Annotated in this window: 11 protein-coding genes and 1 riboswitch; of the genes, 7 read left to right on the top strand and 4 right to left on the bottom strand. The window is 71.2% G+C overall.

What is annotated here, in order from left to right:
• The first annotated feature begins 109 nt into the window (after positions 1 to 109).
• Complete coding sequence (locus G3I78_RS00500; RefSeq protein ID WP_164420697.1) at positions 110 to 1,276, top strand: citrate synthase/methylcitrate synthase; 1,167 nt, start codon at positions 110 to 112, stop codon at positions 1,274 to 1,276.
• Positions 1,277 to 1,503: 227 nt separating this feature from the next.
• Here the strand turns inward: G3I78_RS00500 and G3I78_RS00505 are convergent, their stop codons facing one another.
• Positions 1,504 to 1,740 carry a hypothetical protein gene (locus G3I78_RS00505; protein ID WP_164420698.1) on the bottom strand — a complete coding sequence of 79 codons (237 nt, stop codon included), beginning with the start codon at positions 1,738 to 1,740 and terminating at the stop codon, positions 1,504 to 1,506.
• 123 nt (positions 1,741 to 1,863) lie between these two features.
• Positions 1,864 to 2,415 (bottom strand): DUF6082 family protein, encoded by a 552-nt coding sequence (locus G3I78_RS00510; protein ID WP_164420699.1) that lies wholly within the window; start codon positions 2,413 to 2,415, stop codon positions 1,864 to 1,866.
• A gap of 323 nt (positions 2,416 to 2,738) precedes the next feature.
• On the opposite strand from G3I78_RS00510, the gene G3I78_RS00515 reads away from it, so the two are divergent.
• Positions 2,739 to 3,848 carry a GTP-binding protein gene (locus G3I78_RS00515; protein WP_164420700.1) on the top strand — a complete coding sequence of 370 codons (1,110 nt, stop codon included), beginning with the start codon at positions 2,739 to 2,741 and terminating at the stop codon, positions 3,846 to 3,848.
• Here G3I78_RS00515 and G3I78_RS00520 read toward each other — a convergent pair.
• On the bottom strand, positions 3,845 to 6,298 hold the full coding sequence (locus tag G3I78_RS00520) for a DNA topoisomerase IV subunit A (RefSeq protein ID WP_164420701.1): 2,454 nt from the start codon (positions 6,296 to 6,298) through the stop codon (positions 3,845 to 3,847). The two genes, G3I78_RS00515 and G3I78_RS00520, sit on opposite strands and share 4 nt — an antisense overlap.
• 322 nt (positions 6,299 to 6,620) lie before the next feature.
• Between G3I78_RS00520 and G3I78_RS00525 the strand changes: the two genes are divergently transcribed.
• From G3I78_RS00525 to G3I78_RS00540, 4 genes are all read left to right on the top strand, one after another.
• A complete protein-coding gene (locus tag G3I78_RS00525; RefSeq protein ID WP_164420702.1) occupies positions 6,621 to 7,970 on the top strand; it encodes a pitrilysin family protein in 1,350 nt (449 codons plus the stop codon).
• Entirely contained in the window at positions 7,967 to 9,355 is a 1,389-nt protein-coding gene (locus G3I78_RS00530; RefSeq protein WP_164420703.1) for a pitrilysin family protein, read from the top strand. The genes G3I78_RS00525 and G3I78_RS00530 overlap by 4 nt, the downstream gene beginning before the upstream one ends.
• A gap of 210 nt (positions 9,356 to 9,565) precedes the next feature.
• Positions 9,566 to 9,733: riboswitch (cyclic di-AMP (ydaO/yuaA leader) on the top strand.
• Positions 9,734 to 9,745: 12 nt separating this feature from the next.
• Complete coding sequence (locus G3I78_RS00535) at positions 9,746 to 10,498, top strand: M23 family metallopeptidase (protein WP_164420704.1); 753 nt, start codon at positions 9,746 to 9,748, stop codon at positions 10,496 to 10,498.
• 190 nt (positions 10,499 to 10,688) lie between these two features.
• On the top strand, positions 10,689 to 11,384 hold the full coding sequence (locus G3I78_RS00540) for a GntR family transcriptional regulator (protein ID WP_164420705.1): 696 nt from the start codon (positions 10,689 to 10,691) through the stop codon (positions 11,382 to 11,384).
• Between the two features lie 126 nt (positions 11,385 to 11,510).
• Here G3I78_RS00540 and G3I78_RS00545 read toward each other — a convergent pair whose 3' ends face one another.
• Positions 11,511 to 11,792, bottom strand: coding sequence for an HPr family phosphocarrier protein (locus G3I78_RS00545; RefSeq protein WP_107907491.1), 282 nt, complete (start codon positions 11,790 to 11,792; stop codon positions 11,511 to 11,513).
• A 208-nt stretch (positions 11,793 to 12,000) separates the two neighbouring features.
• Between G3I78_RS00545 and G3I78_RS00555 the strand changes: the two genes are divergently transcribed.
• Entirely contained in the window at positions 12,001 to 14,835 is a 2,835-nt protein-coding gene (locus G3I78_RS00555) for a bifunctional GNAT family N-acetyltransferase/acetate--CoA ligase family protein (RefSeq protein WP_164420706.1), read from the top strand.
• Positions 14,836 to 14,850 lie beyond the last annotated feature (15 nt).

Raw genomic sequence — 14,850 nt, forward strand, 5'->3', positions numbered from 1 at the left:
ACGTCACCGTATCCGCAGTCGGATGGGTTGATCGGTCTATGTTGATTCAATCAATATTGACAGAAAGCGAGTCAACCATGGACAGTCAAATCAAGTCCAGGGAGGAATCATGTCGGTCAACAGGTCCGCAACCACACTCGTCGAGGTACCGCGAGGTCTCGCCGGGGTCGTCGTCACCGACACCGAGATCGGGGACGTCCGGGGGCGCGAGGGGTTCTACCACTACCGTCAGTACTCGGCCGTCGAACTCGCGCAGACCCGCGGCTTCGAGGACGTCTGGCATCTCCTGGTCCACGGTGAACTGCCCGACGCCCGGCGGTCCGTGAGCTTCCGGGCCGAGACAGCGGCGCTGCGGCGACTGCCGGACGAGGTGCGGGCGGCGCTGCCCGCGATAGCGGTGGCGAGCGGACGGTCGGGACCGCTGGCCGGCATGCGCACCGCGCTCTCGCTGCTGGGCGCGGCGCGGGGTTTCCGCCCGGTCTACGACATCGACCCGGACCAGCGCCGACGGGACACCCTCGTGGCGGCCGCGGCCGTACCGACACTGCTCATCGCACTGCACCGGCTGGGGCGCGGGCTGGAGCCGGTGGAGCCGCGCGAGGACCTCTCGTACGCGGCGAACTACCTCTACATGCTGACCGGTTCGGAGCCGGAGCCGCGGCGGGCGCGGGCGGTCGAGCGGTACTTGATCTCAACCATTGATCACGGATTCAATGCATCAACCTTCACAGCCCGGGTCATCGCGTCGACGGGGGCGGACGTGGCGGCGGCTCTCGTGGGGGCCGTGGGCGCGCTGTCCGGACCGCTGCACGGAGGTGCGCCGAGCAGGGCGCTGGACACGCTCGACGCGATCGGCACCCCCGACCGCATCGACGCCTGGATCCGTGAGCGGGTGCTCGCCGGTGAGCGCATCATGGGCTTCGGCCACGCGATCTACCGCACCGAGGACCCGCGTTCCCGGATGCTCCGTGAGGTCGCCCAGAGCTTCGGTGGACCGCGGGTCGACTTCGCCGTCGAGGTCGAGCGACAGGTCGAGACGATCCTCGCCGAACTGAAGCCCGGCCGTGAGCTGCACACCAACGTCGAGTTTTACGCGGGTGTGGTCATGGAACTCTGTGGCCTGCCCCGTGAGATGTTCACCCCGACGTTCGCGGCGGGGCGTGCGGTGGGCTGGAGCGCCAACATCCTTGAACAGGCGGCCGATTCGAAGATCATCAGGCCGGTGGCGCGGTATGTGGGACCGGGGGCGCCGGTGGCGGTGCCGCGGGTGGCCTAAGGCGGGTGGTCTAGGGCCTGTCTCCGGAAGCCCCGGCCCCCGGCCGCCGAAAGGGCCCCGGACACGCATGAGGCCCGGTGCCGTTCTGGCGCCGGGCTCGTGGAGGGCTGAGCAGGGGGCGGGGTCTCGGGCTGCTCGGAGTGGGCCCCGGTGTCGCTCTTCGTGAAGTGCGGTGGGGCGGGTGGGACGGGAAACGGATCGGGGTGGTGCGTCGCCCGTGCGGGAACTCATGCGTCGGGGATGTCGGCCTTCGCGCGGATCAGCGTCTCCCGGCTCACGATGACGATGCGCTCGTAGTCGGCACGAGCCGCGTCGGCGGGCAGTTCGGCGTCCAGCGTCGCTGTGGCCTCGGTGCCGATGACCGCGAAGTTGCCGTCACTGAGCTCGAAGATGTCGGGGCAGGTGTCGCCGGACAGACTGCCACGCTCGCGTGGAGACGCACCGATGCGGCGCACGATTTTCAAGTGGATCCCGGTCCTTGGGGCGTTGGGTGGTAGGAGGGGAGCCAGATTAGCCCCTTGTTGTGGCCGGGATCTGCCGGGTCGGCAGAGACGTGGGATGCCCGTCCGCCGCCGGGCTCGGTTCAACTAGGCGTCCTCCGCGGGCGGTTCACCGACGACCCACCACTCGTCGATATCCGCGTCGTCCAGATCCTGGATGATGCCGTCCACCATTCGGCCCACGCGCGCCTCCTCCGAATCGTCCCGCAGGCTCGCGCGGTGCTCGGTGTGGGCCTTCCAGTAGTCGCGGAAGATGGAGTTCGTGCAGATCACCCGAAGGTGGCCGTGCAGCTCCTCCCAGTTGACCACGCCGGTTCGGTAGGCGAGCAGCGCGTTGGTGTACATCGCGTGGGCGAACAGATACTGGCGGCGCTGGATCGGCGACTCGATCTGGACGGTGCTGTACACGGCCGCGAGGTCGGCGTCGTCCATGGCCTTGCACAGCAGCGAGAACTGGAGCCGCTGCTGCTCGGTCAGGACCGCCTGGCGGTCATCGCGTTCCACCGCGGCGATGCGCAGGAGCAACTCGTCGTAACGGCGCTGCTGGGCGGCGAGTGCCACGAGGGCCCCGGCCGCGAAGGCGAGTCCCGCGACGGCTGCGCGACCGAGCCCGCGCGTTCCATCATTCTGTGTGGCCATGTCAACCCCCGGATCAGGCGGCCGTCCGCCGGTCGTCGGGGTGCGGGTCGGCTTGACGGGGACCGGCGAGCGGTGGGCGGCGCTTGCCGTCTCCCAGGGTGCCGAGCGGCTCTGATCGGCGGGGGAGGCGGAGAGGAGGCGCACGGAGGGAAGCGAGGGTCGCACGAACCGGCGCCTTGCCCAACGTCTGCCCAACGAGCGCTGCTAACAATCGTTCACTTCGCGGAGATTATTCCGGCTCGTATCCTGGTCCGGCATTCAAACCTCCTAGGTGCGCCGGGGCCGCGATCCGGCGCACACGGCAGCGTGAAAGAGGTCGCACGTTGAGTCAGCCGAGCGGGCGCTCCCGGCAGATCCCGGTCGTCGTCCTCGCCGGATTCCTGGGTTCCGGCAAGACCACCCTCCTCAACCATCTCCTCCACCGCAGCGGAGGCAGCCGTATCGGCGCCATCGTCAACGACTTCGGCGCCATCGAGATCGACGCGATGGCCGTCGCCGGTGCCCTCGGCGACTCCACCGTCTCCCTCGGCAACGGCTGCCTGTGCTGCGCCGTCGACGTCACCGAACTGGACGGCTATCTGGCCAGGCTGGCCCAGCCGGACGCCGGAATCGACGTCATCGTCATCGAGGCCAGCGGGCTCGCCGAGCCGCAGGAACTCGTGCGCATGGTGCTCGCCAGCGAGCAGCCGGAGATCGTCTACGGCGGTCTCGTCGAGGTCGTGGACGCCGCCGAGTTCGACGACACCCGCGCCAGGCATCCCGAGCTCGACCGGCATCTCGCCCTCGCCGATCTCGTCGTGGTCAACAAGCTGGACCGGGCCCCCGACGCCGACCGGGTCCAGAAGACCGTCCGGTCCCTCGTCGACGACGCCGCCGTGGTCTCCGCGACCTACGGCCGTGTCGACCCCGAGTTCCTCTTCGACTGCCGCCCCGGCACGGAGCGCATCGGACAGCTCTCCTTCGACGACCTGCACGACCACACCGACGACCACGAGCACACCTACGACCCCGACCACACCCACGGCGACGGCGAGCACGCAGGTCATCTGCACTCCGGCTACGACAGCCTCTCGTACGTCTCCGAAGTCCCCCTCGACCCCCGCCGGTTGATGCGGTTCCTCGACAGCAGGCCCGGGGGCCTGTACCGGATCAAGGGGTACGTCGACTTCGGGCCGTACGACGCCCGCAACCGCTACGCCGTACACGCCGTGGGGCGGTTCCTGCGCTTCTACCCGGAGGCCTGGCCGGCCGGCGCCCCCCGTCTCACCCAGCTCGTCCTCATCGGCTCCGGCATCGACACCGCCGCCCTCGGCAAGGAATTGGAGGAGTGCAGGCTAGAGACGCAGGACGCCCCGCACGCCGACGAGACCGGCATGTGGGGCGTCCTGCGCTACGTACAGGGAACCGAGGAGGAACCGGAGGATCCGGCTTAGACCGGACCCGCCACCACCGACACCGTCCGCGCCAGCGACACGCCCGAACCGTCCCGGCGCGGGTCGATCTCCGGGAGGTCGGCCGGGGTGCCGTTCTTCTGCGCGGCGCGCGCCGGGACGGCACCCGCCCAGGCCAGCGACAGGCAGTCCTCGCCCTTCAGGAACCGCTGGCAGCGGACGCCGCCCGTGGCGCGGCCCTTGCGCGGGTACTGGTCGAACGGGGTCAGCTTGGCCGTCGTCTGGACCGAGTCGTCGAGCGTGCCGCGCGAGCCCGCGACCGTGAAGACGACCGCGTCCACCGCCGGGTCCACCGCGGTGAAGGAGATGACCTTCGCGCCGTCGACGAGCTTGATGCCCGCCATACCGCCCGCCGGACGGCCCTGCGGACGGACCTGCGAGGCCTGGTAGCGCAGCAGTTGCGCGTCGTCCGTAATGAAGACGAGGTCCTCCTCGCCGGTGCGCAGCTCGACCGCGCCGACGATCCGGTCGCCGTCCTTGAGCGTGATGACCTCCAACTCGTCCTTGTTGGACGGGTAGTCGGGCACTACACGCTTCACCACGCCCTGCTCGGTGCCGAGCGCCAGACCGGGGGAGGACTCGTCGAGCGTGGTCAGGCAGACCAGCGTCTCGCCGTCCTCCAGGGACAGGAACTCCGCCAGCGGGGCGCCGCCCGCCAGGTTCGCGGCCGACTCCGGGAGCTGCGGCAGGTCGATGACGTTGATCCGCAGCAGCCGGCCGGAGGACGTGACCGCGCCGATCTCGCCGCGCGCGGTGGCCGGCACCGCCGAGAGGATCACGTCGTGCTTGGCACGCTTGCCGCCGGCCTCCTCCGGGAACGGCTCGCCGTTCGCCGTACGGGCCAGCAGACCCGTCGAGGACAGCAGCACCCGGCACGGGTCGTCCGCCACCTGGAGCGGCACGGCGGCCACCGGGGCGGTCTCACCGACCTCCAGCAGGACCGTACGCCGCTCGATGCCGTACTTCTTGGCCACGGCGGCCAGTTCGGCGGAGACCAGCTTGCGCAGCTCGGTGTCGGACTCGAGGATGCGGGTCAGCTCCGCGATCTCCGCGTTGAGGCGGTCCTTCTCCGACTCCAGCTCGATGCGGTCGAACCGGGTCAGCCGCCGCAGGGGCGTGTCCAGGATGTACTGCGTCTGGATCTCGCTCAGCGAGAAGCGCTCGATCAGGCGTTCCTTCGCCTGCGCGGAGTTGTCGCTGGAGCGGATGATCCGGATGACCTCGTCGATGTCGACCAGGGCGGTGAGCAGACCCTCGACCAGGTGCAGCCGGTCGCGCCGCTTGGTGCGGCGGAACTCGCTGCGTCGGCGCACCACTTCGAAGCGGTGGTCGAGGTAGACCTCCAGGAGCTCCTTGAGGCCGAGCGTGAGGGGCTGTCCGTCCACCAGCGCGACGTTGTTGACGCCGAAGGACTCCTCCATGGGCGTCAGCTTGTAGAGCTGCTCCAGGACGGCCTCCGGCACGAAGCCGTTCTTGATCTCGATGACCAGGCGCAGGCCGTGCGCGCGGTCGGTGAGGTCCTTGACGTCGGCGATGCCCTGGAGCTTCTTCGAGCCGACCAGGTCCTTGATCTTGGCGATCACCTTCTCCGGACCGACCGTGAACGGCAGTTCGGTGACGACGAGGCCCTTGCGGCGCGCCGTCACCGTCTCGACGGCGACCGTGGCGCGGATCTTGAAGGTGCCGCGGCCCGTCTCGTAGGCGTCCCGGATGCCGGAGAGGCCGACGATCCGGCCGCCGGTGGGCAGGTCGGGGCCCGGGATGTGCTTCATCAGGGCGTCCAGATCCGCGTTCGGGTAGCGGATCAGGTGGCGGGCGGCCGAGATGACCTCGTTGAGATTGTGCGGCGCCATGTTGGTGGCCATGCCGACCGCGATGCCCGACGAGCCGTTCACCAGGAGGTTGGGGAAGGCGGCGGGCAGCGCGCCCGGCTCCTGCTCCTGGCCGTCGTAGTTGGGCGCGAAGTCGACGGTGTCCTCGTCGATGGACTCCGTCATCAGGCTCGCGGCCTCGGCGGCGCGGCACTCGGTGTACCGCATGGCGGCCGGCGGGTCGTCGTTGCCCAACGAGCCGAAGTTTCCGTGGCCGTCGACCAGCGGGACGCTCATGGAGAAGGGCTGCGCCATGCGGACCAGGGCGTCGTAGATCGACGCGTCGCCGTGCGGGTGCAGCTTGCCCATGACCTCGCCGACCACGCGCGCGCACTTCACATAGCCGCGGTCGGGGCGCAGGCCCATCTCGTTCATCTGGTAGACGATGCGCCGGTGCACCGGCTTGAGTCCGTCGCGGGCGTCGGGGAGCGCGCGGGAGTAGATGACCGAGTACGCGTACTCGAGGTACGAGCCCTTCATCTCGTCCACGACGTCGATGTCGAGGATCCGCTCCTCGTACGAGTCGTCGGGCGGCGGGGTCTTCGTGCTGCGGCGGGCCATCGCTGCCGGCTCCTCTTTTCTGGTCGCTCGCCTATGGGTCGCTCACGTCGGCCCTTTGGCTCACTCTTGCTGAAGCGTGAACGGGATCTGACGCGGACCATTGTGGACCGCGGCACTGACAGTCCGGGCCAGGACCCGGCTGAGCCGCCCGGCCCGGCGACCACGAAAGCGCCTCCCTCACGGCTGCCCGCAGGCTACGCGATCCGCTGTGGGCGTACGCGCTCCGGGAACTTCGCCGAGGGTCCGCACGCTTGCATACAGTGGCAGGACCGGCAGGAAAACCGCGGTTTCCAGGACCGCGACCGCGATCGAAGGGACGTACATGCCCATGGGTCACACGGCCACAGACCAGGCAGGCACCGGGGGCCTGACAGCGACCGAGCACCGCCTGGCCAACGGGCTGCGGGTGGTGCTCTCCGAGGACCACCTGACCCCGGTCGCGGCGGTGTGCCTCTGGTACGACGTCGGCTCGCGCCACGAGGTCAAGGGACGTACCGGCCTTGCTCACCTCTTCGAGCACCTGATGTTCCAGGGCTCGAAGCAGGTGCACGGCAACGGGCACTTCGAGCTCGTCCAGGGCGCGGGCGGCTCACTCAACGGCACCACCAGCTTCGAGCGCACCAACTACTTCGAGACCATGCCGACCCATCAGCTGGAGCTCGCCCTCTGGCTGGAGGCCGACCGCATGGGCTCCCTGCTGGCCGCCCTCGACGACGAGTCGATGGAGAACCAGCGCGACGTCGTGAAGAACGAACGCCGGCAGCGCTACGACAACGTCCCCTACGGCACCGCGTTCGAGAAGCTGACCGCGCTCGCCTACCCCGAGGGCCACCCTTACCACCACACCCCGATCGGCTCGATGGCCGACCTGGACGCGGCCACCCTGGAGGACGCGCGCGCGTTCTTCCGCACCTACTACGCGCCCAACAACGCCGTCCTGTCGGTCGTCGGCGACATCGACCCGGAGCAGACGCTCGCCTGGATCGAGAAGTACTTCGGCTCCATCCCGGCCCATGACGGCAAGCCCGTGCCCCGCGACGGCTCCCTGCCCGAGACCATGGGCGGGCAGCTGCGCGAGGTCGTCGAGGAGGAGGTCCCCGCGCGCGCGTTGATGGCCGCCTACCGGCTCCCGCACGACGGCACCCGCGAGGCCGACGCCGCCGACCTGGCGCTGACCGTCCTCGGCGGCGGCGAGTCCTCCCGCCTCTACAACCGCCTCGTACGGCGCGACCGTACGGCCGTCGCGGCCGGCTTCGGCCTGCTGCGCCTGGCCGGTGCGCCCTCCCTGGGCTGGCTGGACGTGAAGACCTCCGGTGACGTCGAGGTGCCGGTCATCGAGACCGCCATCGACGAGGAGCTCGCCCGGTTCGCCGAGGAGGGCCCCACGACCGAGGAAATGGAGCGCGCCCAGGCCCAGTTGGAGCGCGAGTGGCTGGACCGGCTCGGCACCGTCGCGGGCCGCGCCGACGAACTGTGCCGCTACGCCGTCCTGTTCGGTGACCCGCAGCTCGCCCTCACCGCCGTCCAGCGCGTCCTCGAGGTCACCGCCGAGGAGGTCCAGGAGGTCGCCAAGGCCACCCTGCGCCCCGACAACCGCGCGGTGCTCGTCTACGAACCCACCGCAGCCGAAGCCCCCGCCGACCAGGACGAGAACGAGGAGGCGGCCCAGTGAGCGAGCTCGCCGCGATGGAATTCCACCCCCAGCCCCAGGCGGGCGACGCCAGGCCCTGGGCCTTCCCGGCCCCCGCGCGCGGGGCGCTCGGCAACGGCCTGACGGTCCTGCGCTGCCACCGTCCGGGCCAGCAGGTCGTCGCCGTCGAGGTGCTCCTGGACGCGCCCCTGGACGCCGAGCCGGCCGGTCTGGACGGCGTCGCCACGATCATGGCGCGCGCCTTCTCCGAGGGCACCGACAAGCACTCCGCCGAGGAGTTCGCCGCCGAGCTGGAGCGCTGCGGCGCCACCCTCGACGCGCACGCCGACCACTCCGGCGTCCGTCTCAGCCTGGAGGTGCCGGCCTCCCGGCTCGCCAAGGCGCTCGGTCTGCTGGCCGACGCCCTCAGGGCACCCGCCTTCGCGGACAGCGAGGTCGAGCGGCTCGTCACCAACCGCCTGGACGAGATCCCGCACGAGCTGGCCAACCCCTCCCGGCGCGCCGCCAAGGAGCTCTCCCGGGAGCTGTTCCCGGCGGACTCGCGCATGTCGCGCCCGCGCCAGGGCACCGAGGAGACGGTCGAGAACATCGACTCCGCGGCCGTACGCGCCTTCTACGAGAAGCACGTCCGGCCCGCCACCGCGACCGCCGTGGTCGTCGGCGACCTCACCGGCATCGATCTGGACGCCCTCCTCGGCGACACCCTCGGCTCCTGGACCGGCTCCACCGCCGAGCCCCGCCCCGTGCCGCCGGTGACTGCCGACGACACCGGCCGGGTCGTCATCGTGGACCGTCCCGGCGCCGTCCAGACGCAGCTGCTGATCGGCCGCGTCGGCGCCGACCGGCACGCACGCGTGTGGCCCGCGCAGGTGCTCGGCACCTACTGCCTCGGCGGCACCCTCACCTCCCGCCTGGACCGCGTCCTGCGCGAGGAGAAGGGCTACACCTACGGCGTGCGTTCGTTCGGGCAGGTCCTCAGGTCCGCCCCGGACGGCTCGGGCGCCGCGATGCTCGCCATCAGCGGCTCCGTCGACACCCCGAACACCGGTCCCGCCCTCGACGACCTGTGGAAGGTGCTGCGCACGCTCGCCGAGGGCGGCCTCACCGACGCCGAGCGCGATGTGGCCGTGCAGAACCTCGTCGGTGTGGCGCCGCTCAAGTACGAGACCGCGGCGGCCGTGGCGAGCACGCTGGCCGACCAGGTCGAGCAGCACCTGCCGGACGACTTCCAGGCGACGCTGTACCAGCAGCTCGCCGCGACCGGCACCGTGGAGGCCACCGCGGCCGTCGTGAGCGCCTTCCCGGTGGACCGCCTGGTGACGATCCTGGTCGGCGACGCGGCCGCCATCAAGGAGCCCGTCGAGGCCCTCGGCATCGGCGAGGTGAAGGTCGTCCCGGCCGAGTAGGGACACGCACCGCGCAGGGGCCCTGGAGACGGAAGCGTCTCCAGGGCCCCTGCGATGCCCGGCTTCCTTAGATGTCCGAATTGGGCAGGAGGTTGCCTGTCTGCCCTGTGGGATGCGCTACAAAAACCGTGATCGGTTTGGGGATCGAAAGTCCGCCCGCATAGCGTCGCCCAGGCTGTCCGTCAGGCACCGCGCCGCGTCCGCGGCACCGGACAGTCATCGCCGAGTCCCCGTATGGCGCGAGCCAGGGGAGCCGGGGACCCAAACTCGTTGTCCCTGGGGTGAATCGGACGCCCGCGCGCTGCGCGAGGGGGTCCGTAGGAGACCTTCCTGCTCCGAACCCGTCAGCTAACCCGGTAGGCGAGAAGGAAGGAAAGGACCAGCCACCACATGGCGTTCACCTGCGCCACCGGGAAGCACCGCCGTCCCAGCCGCATGAAGCGCACCACCGCCCGCGCGGCCGGTGTCGCGGCCCTCGCCACCACCGGCGTCATCGGCGCCGTCGCCGCCCCCGCCATCGCCGCCGAGAACTCCGTCGAGCAGACCGGGCTCATGCCCGTGGTCAGCGCAGGCGACTCGCTCGCCGAACAGATCGACGCCCAGGCCGTCGCCCAGGAGCAGGCCGCCGCGCGCAAGAAGGCCGCCGCCGAGGCCAAGCGCAAGGCCGAGGCACGGGCCGAGGAGATACGCGAGGCCAAGGAGCACGCCGCCCGCGAGGCCGAGCGCAAGCGCCTCAACGCCTTCGTCGCCCCGATCTCCGGCTCCTACATCTCCACCGGCTACAAGTCCGGCGGCTCCCTGTGGTCCTCCGGCAGCCACACCGGTGTCGACTTCCATGCCGCCAGCGGCACCTCCGTGCACGCGGTCGGCCGCGGCACCGTCGTGGAGGCCGGCTGGGGCGGGTCGTATGGCAACAACGTCGTGATCAGGATGGCCGACGGCACGTACACGCAGTACGGCCACCTGTCGTCCATCGGCGTCTCGGTCGGCCAGTCCGTCACCCCGGGCCAGCAGATCGGCCTGTCCGGCGCGACCGGCAACGTCACCGGGCCGCACCTGCACTTCGAGGCCCGCACCACCGCCGAGTACGGCTCGGACATCGACCCCGTGTCCTACCTGCGCTCGCACGGCGTCAGCGTCTGACGGCCCACCGCGCGATCTCCGCGAGACCCCGGCTCCCCGCGAGCCGGGGTTTCGTCGTTTCCACCGCCCCGTTGTCCAAAAAATATCCCTGGATTCCGGTCCGCCGTCGGAAATTCCCGCTCATTGCAATAGAGTCACGGAACACACGTCAATCGGCGACGTTTCACGGGGATTAAGACGGAGGTCGGACATGCGTATTCCGGCGCACTCGGTATGCACGGCGATCCGGGACGACATCGTCGCCGGTGTCCACGAGCGCGGGAGCCGGCTCACCGAGGAACTGCTCGCCCGCCGCTACGGCGTCTCCCGCGTCCCCGTCCGGGAGGCCCTGCGCACCCTGGAGGCCGAGGGCTTCGTGGTGACCCGGCGGCACGCGGGCGCGTGCGTCGCGGAACCGACCGAGCAGGAGGGCGCCGACCTCCTGGAGATGCGGATGCTGCTGGAGCCGCTGGGGGCAGCCCGGGCCGCCCAGCGGCGCACCGAGGCCCACCTCAAGGTGCTGCGCGGCCTGGTCCGGCTGGGCCAGGAGCGGGCCAGGCGGGGCAACAGCGAGGATCTGCGCTCGCTCGGGGGCTGGTTCCACGAGACGCTCGCCCAGTCCTCCGGCAGCCCCGCGCTGTCCTCGATGCTGACCCAGCTGCGGCACAAGATCGCCTGGATGTACGTGGTGGAGGCGCCCGCCGACCCGGTGGAGTCCTGGGCGGAGCACGGCGCGATCGTGGACGCGGTGGCCCGCGGCGACGGCGAGCGCGCGCGGGCGGTGACCGCGCTGCACACCGAGCGCTCCGGCGCCCTGCACCGGCTGCGGCCCACCCCCGGGCCGGGCCGCGCGGACCGTGTGAGGACCTCGCAACATCCTGTAAACGTGACGGGTCCGCGGCATTAACACGGGCACCGTATACAAAGAGGTAAGAATTCGCTGGGGGCTATTTCCGATGCCCTCGAAAGTGAAATGAGAAGGGCCCGCCCGATAATTCGGACGAGCCCTTTCGGTGTGCTGTCACACCATTGCTCAGACGGTCTCGGGAAGTTCCTCGAGTCCCTCGGAAACGAGCTTCGCGAGCCGGTCGAGGGCCGCGTCCGCGCCCTCGGCGTCGGAGGCGAGGACGATCTCCTCGCCGCCCTGGGCGCCCAGGCCCAGTACGGCCAGCATGGAGGCCGCGTTGACGGGGTTGCCGTCGGCCTTGGCGATCGTCACCGGGATACCTGCGGCCGTGGTGGCCCGGACGAAGATGGAAGCGGGGCGGGCGTGGAGGCCCTCGGCCCAGCCGACGTTGACGCGGCGCTCAGCCATGTGATGCTGCCCTTCGGTGTTCAGGGTTGTCTAGACCAGTTTCCCACACGTGAAGCGTCTCCGGAGGGGACCCGAAGTCCCTTCCGGGGTGAGCGGTCGGACCGCGGCCTCGGTCCGACTGCCGTCCTGGCGAGTCCTCGTGCGCTCTCGCCCGTTCTCCACAGACTGCCTCGCGCCGTTGTCCTACGCGAGCCGTACTCTGGGGCCCATGCAGAGCGCGTCGGACCGGCACGAGTACCCCGCCCACTGGGAGGCCGACGTGGTGCTGCGCGACGGCGGCACCGCGCGCATCAGGCCCATCACCGTCGATGACGCCGATCGCCTGGTCAGCTACTACGAGCAGGTCTCGGACGAGTCGAAGTACTACCGCTTCTTCGCGCCCTACCCACGCCTGTCCGCCAAGGACGTCCACCGCTTCACGCACCACGACTTCGTGGACCGGGTGGGGCTCGCCGCCACGGTCGGCGGCGAGTTCATCGCCACCGTACGCTACGACCGCATCGGCGCCGACGGCATGCCCGCCTCCGCCCCCGCCGACGAGGCCGAGGTCGCCTTCCTGGTCCAGGACGCCCACCAGGGGCGCGGTGTCGCCTCCGCCCTCCTCGAACACATCGGGGCCGTCGCACGCGAGCGCGACATCCGGCGCTTCGCCGCCGAGGTGCTGCCCGCCAACGTCAAGATGATCAAGGTGTTCACCGACGCCGGGTACACCCAGAAGCGCAGCTTCGAGGACGGCGTCGTACGCCTGGAGTTCGACCTGGAGCCCACCGACCGCTCGCTCGCCGTGCAGTACGCGCGCGAACAGCGTGCCGAGGCGCGGTCCGTGCAGCGGCTGCTCACCCCCGGGTCCGTCGCCGTCGTCGGCGTCGGGCGCACCCCCGGCGGAGTGGGCCGCAGCGTGCTGGACAACATCCGGGACGCCGGGTTCACCGGCCGCCTGTACGCCGTGAACAAGGCGTTCCCCGAAGGCCGCAAGGAGCTCGACGGGATCCCCGCGCACCGCTCGGTGGGCGACATCGACGGCCCCGTCGACCTCGCCGTCGTCGCCGTACCGGCCGACGAGGTCCCCGAAGTCGTCGCCGAGTGCGGGGCGCACGGCGTGCAGGGACTCGTCGTGCTCTCCGCCGGGTACGCCGAGAGCGGGCCCGAGGGGCGCGAGCGCCAGCGGGAACTCGTACGGCACGCACGCGCGTACGGCATGCGGATCATCGGCCCGAACGCCTTCGGGATCATCAACACCTCCCCGGCCGTCCGGCTCAACGCCTCACTGGCCCCGGAGACCCCCCGCCCCGGCCGGATCGGCCTGTTCGCCCAGTCCGGCGCCATCGGCATCGCCCTGCTCTCCCGGCTGCACCGGCGCGGCGGTGGCGTCACCGGCGTGACCGGCGTCTCCACCTTCGTCTCCTGCGGCAACCGCGCGGACGTCTCCGGCAACGACGTCCTCCAGTACTGGTACGACGACCCGGACACCGACGTCGCCCTCATGTACCTGGAGTCCATCGGCAACCCGCGCAAGTTCACCCGCCTCGCCAGGCGTACGGCGGCGGCGAAGCCCCTGGTCGTCGTGCAGGGCGCGGGAACCCCGCAGGGCCACGCGGTCCGCGCCACGCGGCTGCCGCACGCCACGGTCTCCGCGCTGCTCCGGCAGGCCGGAGTGATCCGCGTCGACACCATCACCGAACTGGTCGACACCGGCCTGCTGCTCGCCCGCCAGCCGCTGCCCGCGGGCCCGAAGGTGGCGATCCTCGGCAACTCCGAGTCGCTCGGCCTGCTGACGTACGACGCCTGCGCGGCCGAGGGACTCCGGCCGACGCCCCCGCTGGACCTGACCACGGCGGCCACCCCCGAGGACTTCCACGTCGCCCTGTCGCGCGCGCTGGCGGACGACGCCTACGACGCGGTGGTCGTGACGGCGATACCGGCGGTCGGCGAGGGATCGGCGGGCGACGCCGCGCTCGCCGAGGCGCTCAGGTCCGCCGCCCAGCAGGTCCCCGGCAAGCCGGTCCTCGTGGTGCACGTCGAGCTCGGCGGCCTCGCGGAGGCCCTCTCCGCCGCGACCAGCACCGCACCCCAGGCCGCCGCGGGACCGCCGGTGATCCGCGCCGACCACCCCTTCCGCGCCCTGGACCGGCTGCGCGCCGCCCCGGCCCCCGCCCAGCCGCCCGCCCCCGAGAACCGCGACCGTCTCATTCCGGCCTACCCCGCGGCCGAGCGCGCGGTGCGGGCCCTCGCCGACGTCGTGCAGTACGCCCAGTGGCGAAGGGAGGCGGCCGAACCCGGCAAGGTCCCCGAGTACGACGACATCGACGAGAAGGGCACCGCCACCCTGATCGACGGCCTCCTCACGCGCGGGCAGGGCCTCACCCTCGGCGCCGAGGAGACCTGCGAACTGCTCGGGAAGTACGGCATCCAGGTGCACCGCGCCCTGCCCGCCCTCACCCCCGACGCGGCCGCCGAAGCCGCCGGCACCCTCGGCTACCCGGTCGCCCTCAAGGCCACCGCCCCGCACCTGCGCCATCGCGCCGACCTCGGCGGCGTACGCCTCGATCTCGCGGACGAGGAGCAGCTGCGGCGGGCGTACACCGAGCTGACCGAGCTGTTCGGCACGCCCGAGGAACTGCGGCCGGTCGTACAGGGGATGGCCCCGCGCGGGGTCGACACCGTGATCCGGGCCGTGATCGACCCGGCCGCCGGTGCCGTGCTCTCCTTCGGGCTCGCCGGGGCCGCCTCGCAGCTGCTCGGCGACCTCGCGCACCGGCTGATTCCGGTCACCGACCGGGAGGCGACCTCTCTCGTCCGCTCGATCCGGACTGCGCCCCTCCTCTTCGGCTGGCGCGGCTCCGCACCGGTCGACACACCCGCCCTGGAAGAGCTGTTGCAGCGGGTGTCCCGGCTGGTCGACGACCATCCCGAGGTCGTCGCGGTCACCCTGGAGCCGGTCGTCGTCGCCCCGCGCGGCCTGAGCGTCCTCGGCGCCTCCGTACGGCTCGCGCCGCCGCCCGCCCGTGACGACCTCGGCCCGCGGACCCTCCCCGCGTACTGAGCTGCGGCGAGCGGT

The sequence above is a fragment of the Streptomyces sp. SID13726 genome (assembly GCF_010548375.1).
GTDB lineage: Bacteria > Actinomycetota > Actinomycetes > Streptomycetales > Streptomycetaceae > Streptomyces.

Bases quoted from the DNA above. Each gene is read 5' to 3' on its own strand.
- G3I78_RS00510 (WP_164420699.1), bottom strand. From the start codon at position 2,415: ATGGCCACACAGAATGATGGAACGCGCGGGCTCGGTCGCGCAGCCGTC.
- G3I78_RS00555 (WP_164420706.1), top strand. From the start codon at position 12,001: ATGCAGAGCGCGTCGGACCGGCACGAGTACCCCGCCCACTGGGAGGCC.
- G3I78_RS00520 (WP_164420701.1), bottom strand. From the start codon at position 6,298: ATGGCCCGCCGCAGCACGAAGACCCCGCCGCCCGACGACTCGTACGAG.
- G3I78_RS00525 (WP_164420702.1), top strand. From the start codon at position 6,621: ATGCCCATGGGTCACACGGCCACAGACCAGGCAGGCACCGGGGGCCTG.
- G3I78_RS00535 (WP_164420704.1), top strand. From the start codon at position 9,746: ATGGCGTTCACCTGCGCCACCGGGAAGCACCGCCGTCCCAGCCGCATG.
- G3I78_RS00540 (WP_164420705.1), top strand. From the start codon at position 10,689: ATGCGTATTCCGGCGCACTCGGTATGCACGGCGATCCGGGACGACATC.
- G3I78_RS00545 (WP_107907491.1), bottom strand. From the start codon at position 11,792: ATGGCTGAGCGCCGCGTCAACGTCGGCTGGGCCGAGGGCCTCCACGCC.
- G3I78_RS00500 (WP_164420697.1), top strand. From the start codon at position 110: ATGTCGGTCAACAGGTCCGCAACCACACTCGTCGAGGTACCGCGAGGT.